Below are 17,063 nucleotides of genomic sequence, written 5' to 3'. Positions count from 1 at the left end.
CTTTCCGGTCGAGGGGAGGCGTTGCGATTGCTTCCAATGACCCACGTTCTCATCGAACCGGACAGTTTTTACGAATCTATTTAGTAACAGGAATCATTTACGTTTTATCGATGACGATCCAATACGGCGTGCGGCTGCGCACGCTCACCGGCAGCAGCGCCGGCAGCGCGCGCAGAATGCCCTCGGTATTGTCGAGCTGGAAAGTGCCGGACACAGGCAGCGCGGCAACAGCCTGGGCGCAACGCACAAGACCGCGCCGATAGCGGCCGAGTTCGGCCGCGAAGGTGGCCAGCGGCATCGCGTTGACGTGCAGCACGCCGCGCAGCCAGGCAGGCTCGGACTCGAGCGCGGCGGATCTGAGGCGCACGGTATACGCATCGAAGCAGGCCGCTTGCGGCGCAGCCAGCGTAGCGGCCACGCCCAGCGCCGGCCGGACTTGCACCTGGCCTTCATAGACTTCGATCCGGCAGCCCTCGGCATCCAGGCGTAAGGCGTAGCGCGCATGGCTGGCCGTCACCTGGCCCTGCGGCGCATGGGCGACACAGCGCAGACCGGCACGCACATAGACCTCCCCGGCTCGCAGCACCGCACCGTCATCGCTCAGATCCAGGGCCGAACCGCTGTTCAAGCTCACGAAAGTGCCTCCCGGCAAGACAATGTCGCGCCGCTCTCCGGGCGCGCTGCGGTAGTCGGCCAACAGCCCGGTCTCTCTGCCCCCGCGCCAGGCTGCCCATGCGGCAGGCGTCCCCAGGGCCATCCCGGCCATGGCTTTGAGCGCGAGCCGGCGGGTTTTGTGGGCCGGCCGCCCCAGCGTGGCGTGCAACAACTGGGGGGGCAGGCCACCCAGCAAATCGTTGACGCGCTGAGCATGTTGCCAGGCCTGCTCGTGCCGCGTGTCGCTGGCGCGCCAGCGCTCACACGCTGCCGCATCATCGGCACTGGCCTGCCCCGAAGCAAGATGCATCAGCCAGCGCGCGGCCTCACGGGCCACGCGGCGATCCAAGACGCCGGCTGCGCTCATGACGCATCCATCACCAGAATGCATTGCTCATAAGCACGCAGGATGTGCCGCTGTACCGTACGTACCGAAATCTGCAATTGCTCGGCGATCTCGGCATAGGGCAGCTGCTCAACCTGGGCCAGCAAAAAAGCCCTGCGGGTCTTGAGGGGCAGAGCAGACAGCAGCGTATCGATCTGATCCAGCGCTTCAAAGATCAACAGGCGTTGCTCGGGCGAGGGTGCGCTCTCGAGCGGCATGACCGCCAGCGCCTCTTCGTAGGCGCGCTCCAGCGAGCGGCGACGGTAGTGATTGAGCAGCAAACGCCCGGCGATCGTGACCAGATAGGCCCGGGGCTCGCGCACACCAGGCAGTTCGCGGCGATGACGCAGCACGCGCACAAAGGTGTCCTGGGCCAGGTCCGCCGCGTCAAAGCTATTGCCCAGCTTTTTGCGCAGCCAGCCATTCAGCCAGCCGTGATGATCAGCATAGAAGCGATGGACATCGTCCTGGGAAGCAGAGAACACTTTTTGCAAGAAATATAAATGAAAATCAGTCTCATTCTATTAAATGCACACGAAACTGCAATCAGTTTTTACACTTCTCTTCGACAACAGCCGCCAGCCAGTGACAGGCTCAGGCGAGGTCAGGCAACGGCGCAAGCACGACGCAGCACGACCGGCAAGCAGATGCGCAGAGGCCTGAAATACAAGGCTTTTGGACACTTGTTGCAGGTCTGCAACAAGCGTTCCCGAAAGGCTAAGACGTGTCTTAGCTTATAGGTCCGCTATGCCAAAATGACGAGGCGTCGGCCGCCGCCGCCGTTGATCTTTTTAGGTATTGCCACACTTTGACTCCCCTGCATCTGATCCGCTGCGCTCTGGCGAGCGCGGGGGTGGCGCTCAGTCTTTCGGCGCTTGCCGCCCCGCCGATCTTTGTGTTGAATTCGCTCAATGCCAATGTCAGCATCATCGATCCTGTCACCTACACCGAGCTGCGCCGTGTGCCGACGGGCAAAGAACCGCATCACATCTACCTGACGCCGGATGAGCAATCGCTCATGGTGGCCAATGCGCTGAGCGACACCATCACCTTGCTGGACCCGCGCACCGGCGACGTGCAGCGCACGATGACCGGCATCGTCGACCCCTATCATTTGCGCTTTTCGCCCGACATGAAGTGGTTCGTGACAGCCGCCAACCGCCTGGATCATGTCGATATCTACGAATACAAACCGCTGGGCCAGGGCAAGGGCTTTGACCTGAAACTGGCCAAGCGTGTGCCGGCCGGGAAAACACCCAGCCACATCGCCATCGACAGCAAAAGCAAGGTCACTTATATCTCCCTGCAAGACAGCGACCAGATCATGGCGATTGACCTGGCCACGCAACAACCGCTGTGGACCATCCCAGTAGGCAAGACGCCCGCCGATCTGTTCATCACCGGCGATGACAAGACCCTGCTGGTGGCCCTGACGGGCGACAGCTACGTCGAGGCCTACGATCTGACATCCAAGCCGGCCAAACTGATCAAGCGCATCAAGACCGCCAATGGCGCGCATGCGTTTCGTGCTCAGGGCGACGGCCGCCACCTGTTTGTCAGCAACCGCGGCGCGAACTCCATCAGCCGTATCGACATGCGCGCGCTGGAAATCACCGACACCTTCCCCGCCCCCGGCGGACCGGACTGCATGGATGTGTCCAAAGACGGCAAGCTGCTGTATGTCACCTCGCGCTGGGCCGGCAAGCTGACGGTCATCGATCTCGAGAAGAAAACGGTCAGCAAACAGGTCCGCGTGGGTAAGTCCCCTCATGGCGTCTGGACGCTGAACCATGCGCCGGCGCGCTGAACGCCTGCTGGCGGCGGGCCTGCTGGCCGCCGCCTTCGCTGCTCAAGTCCAGGCCGCCCCGTGCGACAAGCCGGTTTACCTGACTTTCGACACCGGCCACATGGGCGTGGCCGACCTGATCGCCGACGTACTCAAGCGCCAGGGCGTGCATGCCACGTTTTTTCTGGCCAATGAACGCACCCTGGCCGGCGGTGGCAGCCTGGATGCGCAATGGGCTCCATGGTGGCAAGCCCGAGCCGCCGAAGGTCATGTCTTCGGCTCTCACACTTACGACCACGTGTATTGGCGCGGGGACCAGCCCGAAGGCAAGTTCCGCGTGCGGCCCAGCGCCGGCCCCGATGCGGATAAAACCCAAACCTGGACCGCCGCGCAATATTGCGCCGAGATCCGGCGTTCGGCGCAGCGCTTCCAGGAGATGACCGGCAAAACCCTGCTGCCGCTTTACCGTGCGCCCGGCGGCAAGACCTCGCCCGCCCTGCTGGCGGCGGCCAAGACCTGCGGTTATGCGCACGTCGGCTGGGCCGACGCCGGCTTTCTGGGCGACGAACTGCCCAGCGAAAAATACCCGAATGCAGCCCTGCTGGATCAGGCATTGCGCCGCATCAGGCCCGGCGATATTCTGCTGGCGCACCTCGGCATCTGGTCACGCCAAGACCCCTGGGCTCCGGCCGTGCTCGAACCCCTGATCACAGGTCTGAAAGCCAAGGGCTTCTGTTTCGCCACGCTCGACACCCATCCCGCCTATCGCGAGTGGATCGCCACGCATCATTGATTTGTCATGGATACCTTCAGCCAACTGTTTTCTCAATGTCAGGAATGGCTGTTCGAAACAGTCGTTCAACCCCTGCTTTTTCATCTGGGCATGGCCAGCATCATCGAAGACGCCTATGACGGCACGATGTGGCTGCTGGTGGGCCTGATCCAGCTTGCGATCATGGTGGTGTTCTTTGGCAGCCTGGAGCGCTGGCGCCCGGTCGAAGCCGTGCGGGACCGCCAGCAGGTAATGGTGGATGTGCTTTACACCCTAGTGCACCGGCTGGGCCTGTTCCGCATCGCGCTTTTTTTCACGATCGACCCCTTGTGGGACAGCGTGTTCGGCAGTCTGCACACCTGGGGGCTGGCGACCTTTCAGCTCGATCAGATCTGGCCCGGCGTGACCGATGGGCCATGGATCAGCCTGCTGATGTATCTGCTGATCTTCGATCTGGTCGATTATCTGTATCACCGGGCCCAGCACCGCTTTAGCTGGCTCTGGGCGCTGCACTCGCTGCATCACAGCCAGCGGCAGATGACCCTCTGGAGCGATAACCGCAACCATCTGCTCGACGACATGCTGCGCGACGTGGTGATCGTGCTCGTGTCGCAATTAATTGGTGTGCCGCCAGCCCAGTTCGTCGCCATCGTGGCCATCACCCAGCTCACCGAAAGCCTGTCGCATGCCAATCTGCGCGCCGGCTTCGGCTGGCTGGGCTCGCGCCTCGTCGTGGGACCGCGCTTTCACCGCCAGCACCATTCCATCGCTTACGATGCTTCATCGCCAGGGCCGGCCGGCGGCTACAACTTCGCCGCCCTGTTTCCTATCTGGGACATCCTGTTTCGCTCCGCGCGCTTTGACGGCGATTACGGCCCCACCGGCATTCACGACCAATTGCCGGAAGCCGGCGGACAGGATTACGGACGGGGTTTCTGGGCCCAGCAGCGGCTAGGCATGAAACGCATGATCAAGGCACTCAGGCCTAAGCGTTCGGATCGTGCGCCTGTTTCTTGATGGCGTCATGGCGCTTTTCCATTTCCTGACGTAGGGCGCGGCGCTGCCGCGCCGCCTCGAAACGCTGACGCTCTTCAAGCGTGACCGGCGTCAGGGGAGGCACGGCGATGGACTGGCCGTGCTCATCCACCGCCACCATCGTGAAATAACAACTGTTGGTGTGCCGCACCAGCTTGCGCCGGATGTCTTCAGTCACCACCTTGATGCCGACCTCCATCGAGGTGCGGCCCGTGAAGTTGACAGAAGCCAGGAAAGTCACCATTTCGCCGACATGGATGGGTTCACGGAACACCACCTGATCCACCGACAGCGTCACGACATACTGGCCCGCATAACGGCTGGCGCAGGCATAGGCCACCTGATCCAGATATTTGAGAATCGTGCCGCCGTGCACATTGCCTGAAAAATTCGCCATATCGGGCGTCATCAGGATGGTCATCGAAAGCTGGTGGCTGAAAGCGTCTTCCATAATTGTCTGGCAGGTGGCCGAAAACAGCTATCGTACCCCGCCTATTGCGGTGGTGCGTCCTCTCGGACGCCGCTGGGCGGCACCACGCGCAGCAAAGGCGGATTCCAGCGCCCATCCAGCGCCTCGGCCGACGGCAGGTAGAGGCGCAGCAGCAGATTCACCGCCTCACCGGACAAAGGCAGCCAATTGGCCCGGTCTAGCTCTCCCGGCGGCTCGCTCTGTAAAAACAGATCCAGCGAACCGTCGGCGTTGTAATGCAGGGGATCGCGGTCACCCAGGCTGTAACGTCGATAGGGATTGCTCAATGGCTGACCCTGGCCGTCATAGGCCGCAAGCGTCCAGAAGGCATCGCCCGGCGGCAGCGCATCGGCCTCAAAACGCAAGACGTAACGCGAGCCAGGCAGAACCGGCGAGCCGTCGGCATCCGTGGTCAGACGCAGGGTCAGCACCTCTTCAGGCAGTTCGGCCCCCGGTTGCAGACGCGCCATGCGGGCACGCTTCAAATAGGCGCTGCCATAGGCCCCCATCGCCTCGCGCTCGGCCACCCAGCCACGTTCAGCAGCAGCATTGAGCGCATCCAGATAGGCCGGTGTCTCCCGGGCGGCACGGCGCAAGGCCTGCTGCACGGGATTGTCGAGCTTGCCGAAAACGAGCTGTTGGCCGGGGAAGATGCCCACCCGCCGCAAACGCGCCAGCATGGCTTGATCGCCGACACGTGGCGGATGCTTGCGCAACAACTCGGCGCCATAAGTGAAAAACACATCGGCCGGCATCTTGGCGATCTGCTGCGCTACCGGCGTCACCGTGTCCAGACCCGGGTCTGACCGGACCTGCATCGCCTGGCTGCCACGATTCCAGTCCTGCAAAGGCGTCAGGATGAAGCCCTCTTGCAGGGCCGCGCTATCGGCACCCGCCTGCAACAGCCCCTGCACCCAGACCTGGCTGGTCGGCGCCTCGACGCGCTGCATGGCAGGCGGCAATGGCGCCGTCCATCCCGGCGGCACGACCGCATAATTGCCCCGGCCCGTGCCGGTGCTGCGCTTGCCTAATACCGCGAAGGCATCCCCCCACAGATCATGCAGCGTCAAGCTGTAGAACCGTCCCTGAGTCGGCGGCAGGGAAATCACCACCGGACCGGTATTCAAGTCCAGCCAGGCGCTCATGCGCAGCATGTCGGCATGCGGCCAAAGACCGCCCGGCGCATCGCCACGCTGCATCCAGAAGCGATTGACCTGGGCATGCCCAGGCTGGCCCTCCGTTTTGGGCGACACGGCCTGACGCCGCGCCAAATCCATGGAAATCAGAGGGTATAGATAAACATAGGCATCGACGGCTGCACGCTGAAGCTCCGCCGCGGCCGGAGATACCGCAGGCGCGGCCAGCCCCTGGGCGAAGCCGGGCGACACAGCGAAAAGCGTTGACAGGGACAGAACAGCCGCCGTCAAGCGGCGCAGATGGCGCATGAGGCGCTCCAGAAATCGATCGTGAATCCCTCCCATTCTCGAAAAAAAACCGAAGGGCGGTACAAAAACCATGGTAGCAGCGCCCAGTCAAGACAAAATCTGTGAATACGCCGCTTTCTTGATCTATATCCGTCCTTGAACAGCAGGAAATTGATATCGGTCAAGGTGCGGGCCTATACTCTCGGAAGCTGTGACGCCAGTCGGAATTTGCCGCGACGGCAACAAAAGAGGCGTCACTTTCCTCCACCCAGAAGGGAGAGTGCTTCATGACACACATGAATCGCCGTCAATTCTTCAAGGTGACAGGGTCTACGTTGGCTGGCTCCAGCCTGATCATGTTGGGCGCAGCGCCCGGCACGGCGATGGCCGAGGTGCGCCAATACAAACTGGCGCGCATGAAAGAAACGCGCAACACCTGTCCCTACTGTTCCGTTGCCTGTGGCATCTTGATGTACGGGCTGGGCGACGGCGCCAAAAACGCCAAGGCCAGCATTGTCCACATCGAGGGCGACGCCGACCACCCCGTCAACCGGGGGACGCTCTGTCCCAAAGGGGCTGGGCTGATCGACTTCATCCATAGCCCCAACCGCCTCAAATACCCTGAATACCGCGCACCGGGTTCGGACAAGTGGGAACGCATCTCCTGGGATCAAGCGATGAGCCGCATCGCCAAGCTCATGAAGGATGACCGCGACGCCAATTTCGTCCAGAAAACGGCCGACGGCAAGACCGTCAACCGCTGGCTCACCACCGGCATGCTCGCCGCTTCGGCCAGCAGCAACGAAGTCGGTTACATCACGCATAAAGTTGTGCGCAGCATGGGAATGCTGCCCTTCGACAACCAAGCTCGTGTCTGACACGGCCCGACGGTGGCAGGTCTTGCCCCGACGTTTGGCCGTGGAGCGATGACGAACCATTGGGTCGACATCAAGAACGCGGATGTAGTGCTGATCATGGGCGGTAATGCCGCCGAGGCCCACCCTTGCGGGTTCAAATGGGTCACGGAAGCAAAAGCGCATAACAAGGCAAAACTGCTGGTCGTGGACCCGCGCTTTACGCGCTCGGCATCCGTGGCCGATTTCTACGCGCCCATACGCACCGGAAGCGACATCGTCTTTTTGGGCGGCGTCATCCACTACCTGCTGGAAAACGACAAAATCCAGCACGAGTACGTGCGTAATTACACCGACTTCTCGTTCATCGTCCGCGAGGATTTCGCCTTCAATGACGGCATCTACTCGGGCTACAACCCCGAGAAGCGCAGCTATGACAAGGCGTCCTGGGACTACGAACGGGGCGAGGACGGCTACGTCAAAACCGACCCGACGCTGCAACACCCGCGTTCGGTCTATCAGCTGCTCAAGAAACATTACGCGCGCTACACACCGGAATTGGTCGAGCGCGTCTGTGGCACGCCGCAAGACAAGTTCCTGTATGTTTGCGAAACGCTAGCTTCGACAGCCACCCCTGACCGCGCGACAACCATTCTCTACGCGCTGGGCTGGACGCAGCATTCCATCGGCTCGCAAATCATCCGTACCGGCGCGATGCTGCAACTGCTGCTGGGCAATATCGGCGTGGCCGGCGGCGGCATGAACGCCTTGCGCGGTCACTCCAACATCCAGGGCCTGACCGATCTGGGGCTGATGTCCAACCTCTTGCCGGGTTATATGACGCTGCCCAGCGAGGGCGAGCAGGACTTCGGCAAGTACATCGATGTGCGCGCGCAAAAGCCCCTGCGTCCCAATCAATTGAGCTATTGGCAGAATTACAAGAAGTTCCACGTCAGCCTCATGAAGGCCTGGTGGGGCGACGCCGCCACGGCCGACAATAACTGGGCCTACGATTACCTGCCCAAGCTGGACAAGCTCTACGACATGCTGCAAACGTATGAGCTGATGAACCAGGGCAAGGTGAACGGCTACATCTGCCAGGGTTTCAATCCCCTGGCCGCCGCCCCCAACAAGGCCAAGCTGACCGCCGCTTTCTCCAAGCTCAAGTTCATGGTCATCATGGACCCGCTGAGCACCGAAACCTCGGAGTTCTGGCGTAATGTGGGCGAGCAAAACGACGTCGACACCGCCTCGATCCAGACCGAAGTATTCCGTCTGCCCACCACCTGTTTTGCCGAGGAAGAAGGCGCACTGGTGAACTCGGGCCGCTGGCTGCAATGGCACTGGAAGGGCGCGGAGCCACCGGGCGAGGCCCGCAGCGATATTGAGATCATGTCTGATCTCTTTACGCGCATGCGTGAGCTTTACCGCAAGGAAGGCGGGGCCTATCCCGACCCCATCGTCAACCTGTCATGGCCTTACTCCAATCCGGAAAGCCCCACGGCCGTTGAACTGGCCAAGGAGTACTGCGGCCGCGCCCTGAAAGACCTCACCGATCCCAAGGACCCGTCCCGCGTCACGCGTAAGGCAGGCGAGCAGCTCGCCGGATTTGCCGAGTTGCGCGACGACGGCAGCACCTTGAGCGGCTGCTGGATCTTCGCGGGCGGCTGGACCGAGGCCGGCAATCAGATGGCCCGGCGCGACAACAGCGATCCGACCGGCATCGGCCAAACGCTGAACTGGGCCTGGGCCTGGCCGGCCAACCGCCGCATCCTCTACAACCGCGCCTCTTGCGACGTGGAAGGCAAGCCCTTCGATCCGCGCCGCAGCCTTATTGCCTGGGATGGCAAGCGCTGGGGCGGCGCCGATATCCCGGACTTCAAGGCCGACGAGAACCCGGCGGGCGGCATGGGGCCCTTCATCATGAACCCGGAGGGTGTGGCGCGCTTTTTCGCCCGCGCCGGCTTGGCCGAAGGCCCCTTCCCCGAGCATTACGAGCCCTTCGAGAACCCGCTGGGCTACAACCCGTTGCATCCCAAGCAGCCGCTGGCCGTCAGCAATCCGGCCGCGCGCGTGTTCAAGTCGGACCTGGAGGCCATGGGCAAGACGGAGAATTTCCCGCATGTGGCCACCACCTATCGCCTGACGGAGCACTTCCATTACTGGACCAAGAACGTGCGCCTGAACGCCATCCTGCAACCCGAGCAATTCGTCGAAATCGGCGAGGCGCTGGCCAAGGAACTGGGCATAGCGAATGGTTCACGTGTGAAGGTTTCGTCCAACCGGGGCTACATCAAGGCGGTGGCGCTCGTCACCAAGCGCATCAAGGCGCTGACCATCGAAGGCCGCACCGTGCACCATGTGGGTATTCCCATCCACTGGGGCTTTGTGGGGATTACGAAACCGGGCTTTCTGACCAACACGCTGACGCCTTTCGTCGGTGACGCCAATAGTCAGACACCCGAGTTCAAGTCCTTCCTGGTCAAGGTCGAGAAGGCATAGGAGCGATATATGTCAATGCAATCACTGGACATCAAACGGCGCTCCGCCACCACCACGCCGCCGCCCGGCGTGCGCGAGCCCTCGACCGGCAGCGTGGCCAAGCTGATCGACGTCTCCAAGTGCATAGGCTGTAAAGCCTGCCAGGTCGCCTGCATGGAATGGAACGACCTGCGCGATGAGGTCGGCGTCAACGTGGGGGTCTATGACAACCCGGCCGACCTCACCGAGCACTCCTGGACCGTCATGCGGTTCTCGGAATACGAGAACGAAAAAGGCGATCTGGAGTGGCTGATCCGCAAGGACGGCTGCATGCACTGCGAGGACCCCGGCTGCCTGAAGGCCTGCCCCTCGCCAGGCGCCATCATCCAATACAACAACGGCATCGTGGATTTTCACGAAGAAAACTGTATTGGCTGCGGCTACTGCATCACCGGCTGTCCGTTCAACGTGCCGCGCATCTCGCAGAAAGACCACAAGGCCTATAAGTGCACGCTGTGTTCGGATCGCGTGGCGGTCGGCCAGGAGCCTGCCTGTGTGAAAACCTGTCCCACCGGCGCTATCGAGTTCGGCACCAAGGAAGACATGAAGCAGCAGGCGGCCGAGCGGATCGAAGACCTCAAGTCACGCGGTTTCGAGCATGCGGGGCTCTACGATCCGCAGGGGGTGGGCGGCACGCACGTCATGTATGTGCTGCACCATGCCGACCAACCGCAGCTCTATCATGGCTTGCCAGCAGACCCGAAGATCAGCCCCATGGTCTCATTCTGGAAGGGCATCGCCAAGCCCCTGGGCGTGGCCGCGATGGCGCTGACCGCGCTGGCCGGTTTCTTCCATTACATCCGGGTTGGTCCCAACGAAACCCACGAAGAAGACGAACGCAAGGCTGAAGAGGAGGCCCGTCATGGCTGATCCCCATCACCCCAGGAAGATCCAGCGCTACACGGCTGGCGAGCGCAGCAACCATTGGGTGATCGTCATCACCTTCATTTTGCTCGCCCTCTCCGGCCTGGCGCTCTTTCATCCGGCCTTCTCCTGGCTTTACGCCCTCCTGGGCGGCGGCCCCTGGACCCGCATCCTGCACCCTTTCATCGGGGTCGTGATGTTTGTCAGCTTCTTCGTCTTTGCCGCGCAAATGTGGCGGCACAACATCATGACGAAGACGGACATCCAATGGCTGCGCCAGATCAATGATGTCGTCAACAACCGGGAAGAAAATCTACCGGAAGTCGGCAAATACAACGCGGGCCAGAAACTGCTGTTTTATGTGCTTATCCTCTGCATGCTGGGTCTGGTGCTGACCGGCATCGTCATGTGGCGGGCCTATTTCGCGATCTATTTCCCGATCTGGGCCGTCCGGGCCGCCTCGCTGCTGCACGCCGTTCTTGCTTTTGTGCTGATTTGCGCGATTATTGTGCATATTTACGCAGCGATCTGGGTCAAGGGCTCGATCCAGGCCATGGTGCGCGGCACCGTGACCTGGGGCTGGGCCTGGAAGCATCACCGTGCCTGGTTCCGTTCGGTTCGCAAAGATTCGCCTGGCGGCGAATAATCCCGCCCACAGGCGAACCCCCACGGCTGCGATGCGCCTTTTGGCGTAACGCAGCCGTGTTGTTTCTCTGGAGAATGATTTGCAGCGTATATTGCCGCGCGGCGAGATCGAGTCCCTGGATCACACCGCCATCGCCCGCCTGCGCCAGCCTGAACGGGCCAGCGTGTTCAGCACACGCGCCGCACGTCTGCGCGCCCTGGCCGAGAACAACCCCATTGCCGACTACCTGTCCCTGATGGCTACGGTGGCGGACGCGCAGCAGACCGAACTGGCTGCCGCGCATTTCCCGGGCGCCAGCCCCGAACGCATCGACCGTGCGCAAGCCCATGGCATGCCGCCTTTACAGGCGGTCGGCTGGCCGCGTGATCCGGCCTGGCGCGAGATGCTCGGCCGCCTGCTCGACCGCGTGGCCGACACGCCCTCCACCCCCCAGGCCGCGCGCGACATCTGCCAGCAGTGGCGCCTCACCCTGGAACAGGACCCGCAGGCCGTCGAAAACCTCGCTGATGCGCTACTGACCGAACGCAGTGTGGGCGTGGATAGCGCAGCCGCGCCGCTGGTCATGGCGGCGCTGCAAGTCTATTGGACCGACATGGCCTGCCGTTTCGACCGCAAAGCCATGCCGGTCGCCAGTCCTTTTGGTGTCTGCCCCATGTGCGGCAGCTTGCCGGTCGCCAGCGTGGTGCGCGTGGGCGGCCAATCCGATGGGCTGCGCTACCTCTCGTGCAGTCTGTGCGCCTGCGAATGGCATCTGGTGCGCGTGACCTGTAGCCAATGCGAAAGCACCAAAGACATCGCGTATCACAACATCGAAGGCCGCTCCGAAGCCATCAAGGCCGAGTCCTGCGATAACTGCCACAGCTACCGCAAGATCTTCTACCAGGAAAAAGACCTGCATGTGGAAGCCGTCGCCGACGATCTCGCCAGTCTTGCGCTGGACATCCTGATGGGCGAGGCCGGATATAGCCGGGCCAGCGGCAACCCGCTGCTGTGGCATGAAGAGGTGGAGGAATGAGCAGCGCCGCCCCCGGCGACATTCCCTCCCTGGACCGGCTGCTCAAGCAGGCGGACTACACCCCGCTGATCGAGCAATATGGCCGCAGCCAGGTCGTCACCGTCTTGCGCAGCCAATTGCAAAGCCTGCGTGAACAGGCCCTGGCCGGCACGCTTGCGCATGAAGCGCTCAAAGACATCGCGGCGGCCACCGCCGCCGCGCTGGCCGCACGCAATGCGCCGCGCCTGAGGGCCGTTTTCAACCTGACGGGCACGGTGCTGCATACCAATCTGGGCCGCGCCTTGCTGCCTGATGAGGCCATCGCGCCCATCGTGCGCGCGCTGACCTCGCCGGCCAACCTGGAATTCGACCTCGGCACCGGCGCGCGCGGCGACCGCGACGACCTGATCGAAGACCTGCTGTGCGAACTCACGGGCGCCGAAGCCGCCACCGTCGTCAACAACAATGCCGCAGCCGTGTTGCTCATGCTCAACGCGCTGGCGGACCGGCGCGAAGTCATCGTCTCGCGCGGCGAACTGGTTGAAATCGGCGGCGCGTTTCGCATCCCCGACATCATGAAACGCGCGGGCGCCAAGCTGATCGAGGTCGGCACCACCAACCGCACCCATGCCACCGACTACAGCCACGCCATCGGGCCGCGCACAGCCATGCTGATGAAGGTGCATTGCAGCAACTACGCGGTCACCGGCTTCACCAAAAGCGTCAGCGTGGCCGAGGTCGCAGCGCTGGCGCATGCACAGGGCTTGCCGGCCACGGTCGATCTGGGCAGCGGCACGCTGCTGGACCTGACCCAATGGGGATTACCCCGCGAAGACACCGTACGCGACACCCTTTCGGCCGGCGCCGACCTGGTCACCTTCAGCGGTGACAAGCTGCTGGGCGGGCCGCAGGCCGGTCTGCTTGTCGGCCGCGCCGATCTGATCCGGAAAATCAAGAAGAACCCGCTCAAACGCGCTTTGCGTGTGGGCAAACTCACCTTGGCCGCGCTGGAGCCCGTGCTGGCGCTCTACCGTGCCCCCGAAAAACTCGCAGAACGCTTGACGACGCTGCGGCTGCTCACACGTCCCCAGCGGCAGATGCAAGAGCAGGCCGAACGGCTGCGCGCGCCCCTGCAGCATGCGGTCGGCACGGACTTCGGCGTCGAAGGCCTGCCTCTGTTCAGCCAGATCGGCAGCGGCGCGCTGCCCGTCGATCAACTGCCTAGCTTTGGCCTTGCCATCCGCTATCTGGGCCGGGGCCGTGCCGGCCGCCACCTCGAACGCCTCCAGACCCGATTGCGTGAACTGCCGACACCCGTTGTAGGCCGCATCGATGACGATGTGCTTTGGCTAGACCTGCGCTGTCTCGAAACACGCGATGAAGCCGGATTCCTCGCCCAATTGGCGGAGCCGCTGGCATGATCATCGGAACCGCTGGCCACATCGATCACGGTAAAACCACGCTGGTGCGCGCACTGACCGGCGTGGACACCGACCGTCTCAAAGAAGAAAAAGCGCGTGGCATCTCCATCGAACTGGGCTACGCCTACACCCCACTGCCCAACGGCGATGTGCTGGGTTTCATCGATGTGCCCGGCCACGAAAAACTGATTCACACCATGGCGGCAGGCGCCAGCGGCATCGACTTTGGCCTCTTGGTCGTCGCCGCCGACGATGGCGTCATGCCTCAAACCGAAGAGCATCTGGCCATCTTGAGCCTGCTGGGCTTGAACCAAGGCGCCGTGGCCATCACCAAGGCAGACCGCGCCGACGCCAGCCGTATCGATGCTGTGCGCGCCGACATCCAGCGGCTGACGACCGGCTCCTTTCTGCAAGACGCGCCGGTATTCGTGCTGGCCGCCGCGCAAGCCGATGATCCCGGCGTGGCGCAGCTCAAAGCCTGGCTCGAAGCCCAGGCGCAGGCACGGCCTGCCCGTGCTGTCAAAGGGCTGTTCCGCCTGGCCATCGATCGCGCCTTCACCCTGGCCGGTCATGGCACTGTCGTGACCGGCACCGTGCACGACGGCCAGGTGCACGTCGCCGATGAACGCGCCGACTTACGCCTGATGCCTGAGGGGCGGCCGGTACGCGTGCGCAGCATTCATGCACAGAACCGTCCCAGCGAAAGCGGCGTGGCCGGTCAGCGCTGTGCGCTTAACCTGCCCGGCATAGACAAAGACAGCATCCATCGTGGCGACTGGATCGCCGACGCGCGCTGCTTCACGCCGGCACGCCATATGGATGTCGAATTGCGCTGGCAGGGCGATAGCCCGCTGACGGCCTGGACGCCTTTGCAAGTACATCTCGGCGCTGCGCGAACGCAGGCCCATGCCGTACCGCTGGCGCCTGTCGAACTGGCCGTAGGCCAGACCGGGCTGGTGCAACTGGTCTTCGACAACGATCTTTGCGCCATGCCAGGTGACCGCTACATCGTGCGCAACAGCCGCCGTACCGTGGGCGGCGGACGGATACTCGACCCCAATGCGCCGGACCGCAAACGCCGCAAACCTGCGCGGCTAGCCTGGCTGCATGCTCTCAGCACCTATCTCGACGACCATGATCTGCGTCCGCTGTTGGCTCAGGCGCCGCTGGGCATCCCGGAAACCCTGGTGCTGCGCCTGAACGCCACGGCGCCGGCGGATGCGCGCTGGATCGCGCCGCGCGGCGAACGCGTACTCATCGCGCAAGACTGCTGGCTGGCGCTGCGCGCAAGCCTGCTCGCGGCCGTCGCAGCCTTTCATGCGCAGTATCCCGACGAACCCGGCGCCGACGCGGCCCGCTTAAGGCGCATGAGCTGTCCGCAGGCCGCAGCCGAACTCTGGCAGGCGCTGCTGGAGCACAGCGCCGAGGAGGGCCTGCTTAGGCGCAATGGCGCCTGGTGGCACTTGCCGGAACATGGCGTCACCCTGAATGAGGAAGAACAGCGCCTGGCGCAGCAAAGCCTGCTGCTGCTGCGCCAAGCGCGCTTTGACCCGCCCTGGGTGCGTGATCTGGCGCGCAGCCTGCGCCTGCCGGAAGACGATATGCGCCGCCTGATGCGCAAACTGCTGCGCCGGGGCGATGTCGTGCAAGTGGTGCGCGATCTTTTCTATCATCACCAGACCATGGACGAGCTGGCGGCACGGGTGGCGCAACAATGCCAGGAGCGAGGCGGCGTGGAAGCAGCGGCCTTTCGCGACCAGACCGGGCTGGGACGTAAACGGGCCATCCAGATTCTCGAATTCATGGATCGGGCGGGCTACACCCGCCGTCTGCGCGACCGCCATGTGTTGCGTGGCGACAGTAAGCTGTTCGGTCGCGCACAAACAGCCGTCGAGCCGCTATCATAGGAAGCATGGAAGGCATGCGTGCCCGGTGGCGCGGCTGGGCTTCAAACCCAGTTGGGGACGTCAGACGTTCCCAGGTAGGTTCGACTCCTGCTGCCTTCCGCCATACGCGGGCGATGCTATGCTTTCTCTGCACCGATGGAGAAATTGCATGTCTACCGATACCAGTCCGCGACTCACCTCTCTCTCGCATGGCGGCGGCTGCGGCTGCAAGATAGCGCCGGGCGTGCTGTCCGAGCTGCTGGCGCGCTTCGTGCCCCAACGCCACGACCCCAATCTGCTGGTCGGAACGGAAACCTCGGATGACGCGGCGGTCTATCGCTTGAACGACCAGCAGGCGCTCATCGCCACCACCGATTTCTTCATGCCCATTGTCGACAATCCCTTCGACTTCGGGCGTATCGCAGCCACCAATGCGCTCTCCGACATCTACGCCATGGGTGGCAAGCCCATCATGGCCCTGGCCATCGTCGGCATGCCCATCAATGTGCTGCCCCATGACGTGATCGCCGACATCCTGCGCGGCGGAGAATCCGTCTGCCAAGATGCCGGCATCATGATCGCGGGCGGCCACAGCATCGACTCTGTCGAGCCCATTTATGGGCTCGCCGCCATGGGCCTGGTGCACCCCGATCTCATCAAGCGCAATGCCGATGCGCGAGCGGGAGATGTGCTCATCCTCGGCAAGCCCCTGGGCGTGGGGATACTCTCCGCAGCGCTCAAGAAAAACCGGCTCGATGACGCGGGCTATGCCGCCATGCTTGCGGCCACCACTCAACTCAATCGCCCTGGCCCTGACCTCGCGGCCCTGCCGGGCGTGCACGCCATTACCGACGTGACGGGTTTCGGCCTGCTGGGCCACACGCTGGAGATGGCGCGAGGCGCAGGCCTGACCGCACGTCTGCGGATGGCCGATCTGCCCTGGCTGGCCGGTGTGCGCGGGCTGGCCGCCGATGGCGTCATCACCGGCGCATCGGGCCGCAACTGGGCCTCTTATGGCAGTTCGGTACGCCTTGGGCCATCGCTCAGCGAGACGGACCGCGCCCTGCTGACCGACCCCCAAACGTCCGGCGGACTGCTGGTGGCCTGCGCACCCGAGGCCGCCAGCCAAGTGCTGTCGATTTTCGCGGCGGCAGGCTTTAAAGACGCCGCCGTGATAGGCGACATGGCCGCCGGCGACGCCGTGGTCGAGGTGGCCTGAACCGCGCCACCGAATGACCCGGGTATTGCCTGCGCCGCGCCAACAGAAGAAACAGGCCATCCCAGCATGGCCAGGATGCGAGGGCGGCGCAGGGGGCCTGCCAGCGATGCGGC

14 protein-coding genes and 1 tRNA gene are annotated in these 17,063 nt (G+C 63.2%); 11 read left to right on the top strand and 4 right to left on the bottom strand.

From position 1 onward, the window contains the following. Positions 1 to 97 precede the first annotated feature (97 nt). Both U0029_RS01410 and U0029_RS01405 read right to left on the bottom strand, forming a co-directional pair. Positions 98 to 1,021, bottom strand: a complete 924-nt coding sequence (locus U0029_RS01410) for a DUF4880 domain-containing protein (RefSeq protein WP_114852146.1) — start codon at positions 1,019 to 1,021, stop codon at positions 98 to 100. Then, positions 1,018 to 1,533: a sigma-70 family RNA polymerase sigma factor gene (locus tag U0029_RS01405; protein ID WP_012418774.1), complete on the bottom strand. Its 516-nt coding sequence runs from the start codon at positions 1,531 to 1,533 to the stop codon at positions 1,018 to 1,020. The genes U0029_RS01410 and U0029_RS01405 overlap by 4 nt, the downstream gene beginning before the upstream one ends. Before the next feature lie 314 nt (positions 1,534 to 1,847). On the opposite strand from U0029_RS01405, the gene U0029_RS01400 reads away from it, so the two are divergent. From U0029_RS01400 to U0029_RS01390, 3 genes are read left to right on the top strand one after another with little or no spacing between them, the layout of a single operon-like run. Then, a complete protein-coding gene (locus tag U0029_RS01400; RefSeq protein ID WP_114852145.1) occupies positions 1,848 to 2,846 on the top strand; it encodes a YVTN family beta-propeller repeat protein in 999 nt (332 codons plus the stop codon). Next, entirely contained in the window at positions 2,830 to 3,618 is a 789-nt protein-coding gene (locus U0029_RS01395; RefSeq protein WP_162790356.1) for a polysaccharide deacetylase family protein, read from the top strand. The genes U0029_RS01400 and U0029_RS01395 overlap by 17 nt, the downstream gene beginning before the upstream one ends. Before the next feature lie 6 nt (positions 3,619 to 3,624). Beyond that, the gene (locus U0029_RS01390; protein ID WP_012418777.1) at positions 3,625 to 4,614 is read left to right on the top strand and encodes a sterol desaturase family protein; all 990 of its coding nucleotides are present in this window, start codon (positions 3,625 to 3,627) and stop codon (positions 4,612 to 4,614) included. Here the strand turns inward: U0029_RS01390 and U0029_RS01385 are convergent. Beyond that, complete coding sequence (locus tag U0029_RS01385; RefSeq protein ID WP_012418778.1) at positions 4,583 to 5,083, bottom strand: acyl-CoA thioesterase; 501 nt, start codon at positions 5,081 to 5,083, stop codon at positions 4,583 to 4,585. The two genes, U0029_RS01390 and U0029_RS01385, sit on opposite strands and share 32 nt — an antisense overlap. Before the next feature lie 41 nt (positions 5,084 to 5,124). Continuing rightward, on the bottom strand, positions 5,125 to 6,546 hold the full coding sequence (locus U0029_RS01380; RefSeq protein WP_012418779.1) for a DUF1254 domain-containing protein: 1,422 nt from the start codon (positions 6,544 to 6,546) through the stop codon (positions 5,125 to 5,127). A gap of 266 nt (positions 6,547 to 6,812) precedes the next feature. On the opposite strand from U0029_RS01380, the gene fdnG reads away from it, so the two are divergent. From fdnG to selD, 8 genes are all read left to right on the top strand, one after another. Beyond that, on the top strand, positions 6,813 to 9,881 hold the full coding sequence (fdnG, locus tag U0029_RS01375; RefSeq protein WP_147294787.1) for a formate dehydrogenase-N subunit alpha: 3,069 nt from the start codon (positions 6,813 to 6,815) through the stop codon (positions 9,879 to 9,881). Between the two features lie 9 nt (positions 9,882 to 9,890). Next, on the top strand, positions 9,891 to 10,790 hold the full coding sequence (fdxH, locus tag U0029_RS01370; protein WP_012418781.1) for a formate dehydrogenase subunit beta: 900 nt from the start codon (positions 9,891 to 9,893) through the stop codon (positions 10,788 to 10,790). Beyond that, entirely contained in the window at positions 10,783 to 11,430 is a 648-nt protein-coding gene (locus U0029_RS01365) for a formate dehydrogenase subunit gamma (protein WP_012418782.1), read from the top strand. The genes fdxH and U0029_RS01365 overlap by 8 nt, the downstream gene beginning before the upstream one ends. Before the next feature lie 79 nt (positions 11,431 to 11,509). Continuing rightward, positions 11,510 to 12,445 (top strand): formate dehydrogenase accessory protein FdhE, encoded by a 936-nt coding sequence (gene fdhE / locus U0029_RS01360; RefSeq protein WP_114852143.1) that lies wholly within the window; start codon positions 11,510 to 11,512, stop codon positions 12,443 to 12,445. Then, the gene (gene selA / locus U0029_RS01355; protein WP_012418784.1) at positions 12,442 to 13,845 is read left to right on the top strand and encodes an L-seryl-tRNA(Sec) selenium transferase; all 1,404 of its coding nucleotides are present in this window, start codon (positions 12,442 to 12,444) and stop codon (positions 13,843 to 13,845) included. Before fdhE ends, selA begins: the two co-directional genes overlap by 4 nt. Beyond that, a complete protein-coding gene (selB, locus tag U0029_RS01350) occupies positions 13,842 to 15,752 on the top strand; it encodes a selenocysteine-specific translation elongation factor (RefSeq protein WP_012418785.1) in 1,911 nt (636 codons plus the stop codon). Before selA ends, selB begins: the two co-directional genes overlap by 4 nt. A gap of 7 nt (positions 15,753 to 15,759) precedes the next feature. Then, positions 15,760 to 15,855, top strand: a tRNA-Sec gene (locus tag U0029_RS01345). Between the two features lie 45 nt (positions 15,856 to 15,900). After that, positions 15,901 to 16,950: a selenide, water dikinase SelD gene (gene selD, locus U0029_RS01340; protein ID WP_012418786.1), complete on the top strand. Its 1,050-nt coding sequence runs from the start codon at positions 15,901 to 15,903 to the stop codon at positions 16,948 to 16,950. Positions 16,951 to 17,063: the final 113 nt, after the last annotated feature.

The organism is Bordetella avium (assembly GCF_034424645.1).
GTDB classification, from domain to species: domain Bacteria; phylum Pseudomonadota; class Gammaproteobacteria; order Burkholderiales; family Burkholderiaceae_B; genus Bordetella; species Bordetella avium.
The sequence above is the reverse complement of the archived record's forward strand: the minus strand, read 5'-3'. Positions and strand labels throughout refer to the sequence as shown.

Bases quoted from the DNA above. Each gene is read 5' to 3' on its own strand.
- U0029_RS01410 (WP_114852146.1), bottom strand. From the start codon at position 1,021: ATGAGCGCAGCCGGCGTCTTGGATCGCCGCGTGGCCCGTGAGGCCGCG.
- U0029_RS01395 (WP_162790356.1), top strand. From the start codon at position 2,830: ATGCGCCGGCGCGCTGAACGCCTGCTGGCGGCGGGCCTGCTGGCCGCC.
- U0029_RS01390 (WP_012418777.1), top strand. From the start codon at position 3,625: ATGGATACCTTCAGCCAACTGTTTTCTCAATGTCAGGAATGGCTGTTC.
- U0029_RS01385 (WP_012418778.1), bottom strand. From the start codon at position 5,083: ATGGAAGACGCTTTCAGCCACCAGCTTTCGATGACCATCCTGATGACG.
- U0029_RS01380 (WP_012418779.1), bottom strand. From the start codon at position 6,546: ATGCGCCATCTGCGCCGCTTGACGGCGGCTGTTCTGTCCCTGTCAACG.
- fdxH (WP_012418781.1), top strand. From the start codon at position 9,891: ATGTCAATGCAATCACTGGACATCAAACGGCGCTCCGCCACCACCACG.
- U0029_RS01365 (WP_012418782.1), top strand. From the start codon at position 10,783: ATGGCTGATCCCCATCACCCCAGGAAGATCCAGCGCTACACGGCTGGC.
- selA (WP_012418784.1), top strand. From the start codon at position 12,442: ATGAGCAGCGCCGCCCCCGGCGACATTCCCTCCCTGGACCGGCTGCTC.
- selB (WP_012418785.1), top strand. From the start codon at position 13,842: ATGATCATCGGAACCGCTGGCCACATCGATCACGGTAAAACCACGCTG.
- selD (WP_012418786.1), top strand. From the start codon at position 15,901: ATGTCTACCGATACCAGTCCGCGACTCACCTCTCTCTCGCATGGCGGC.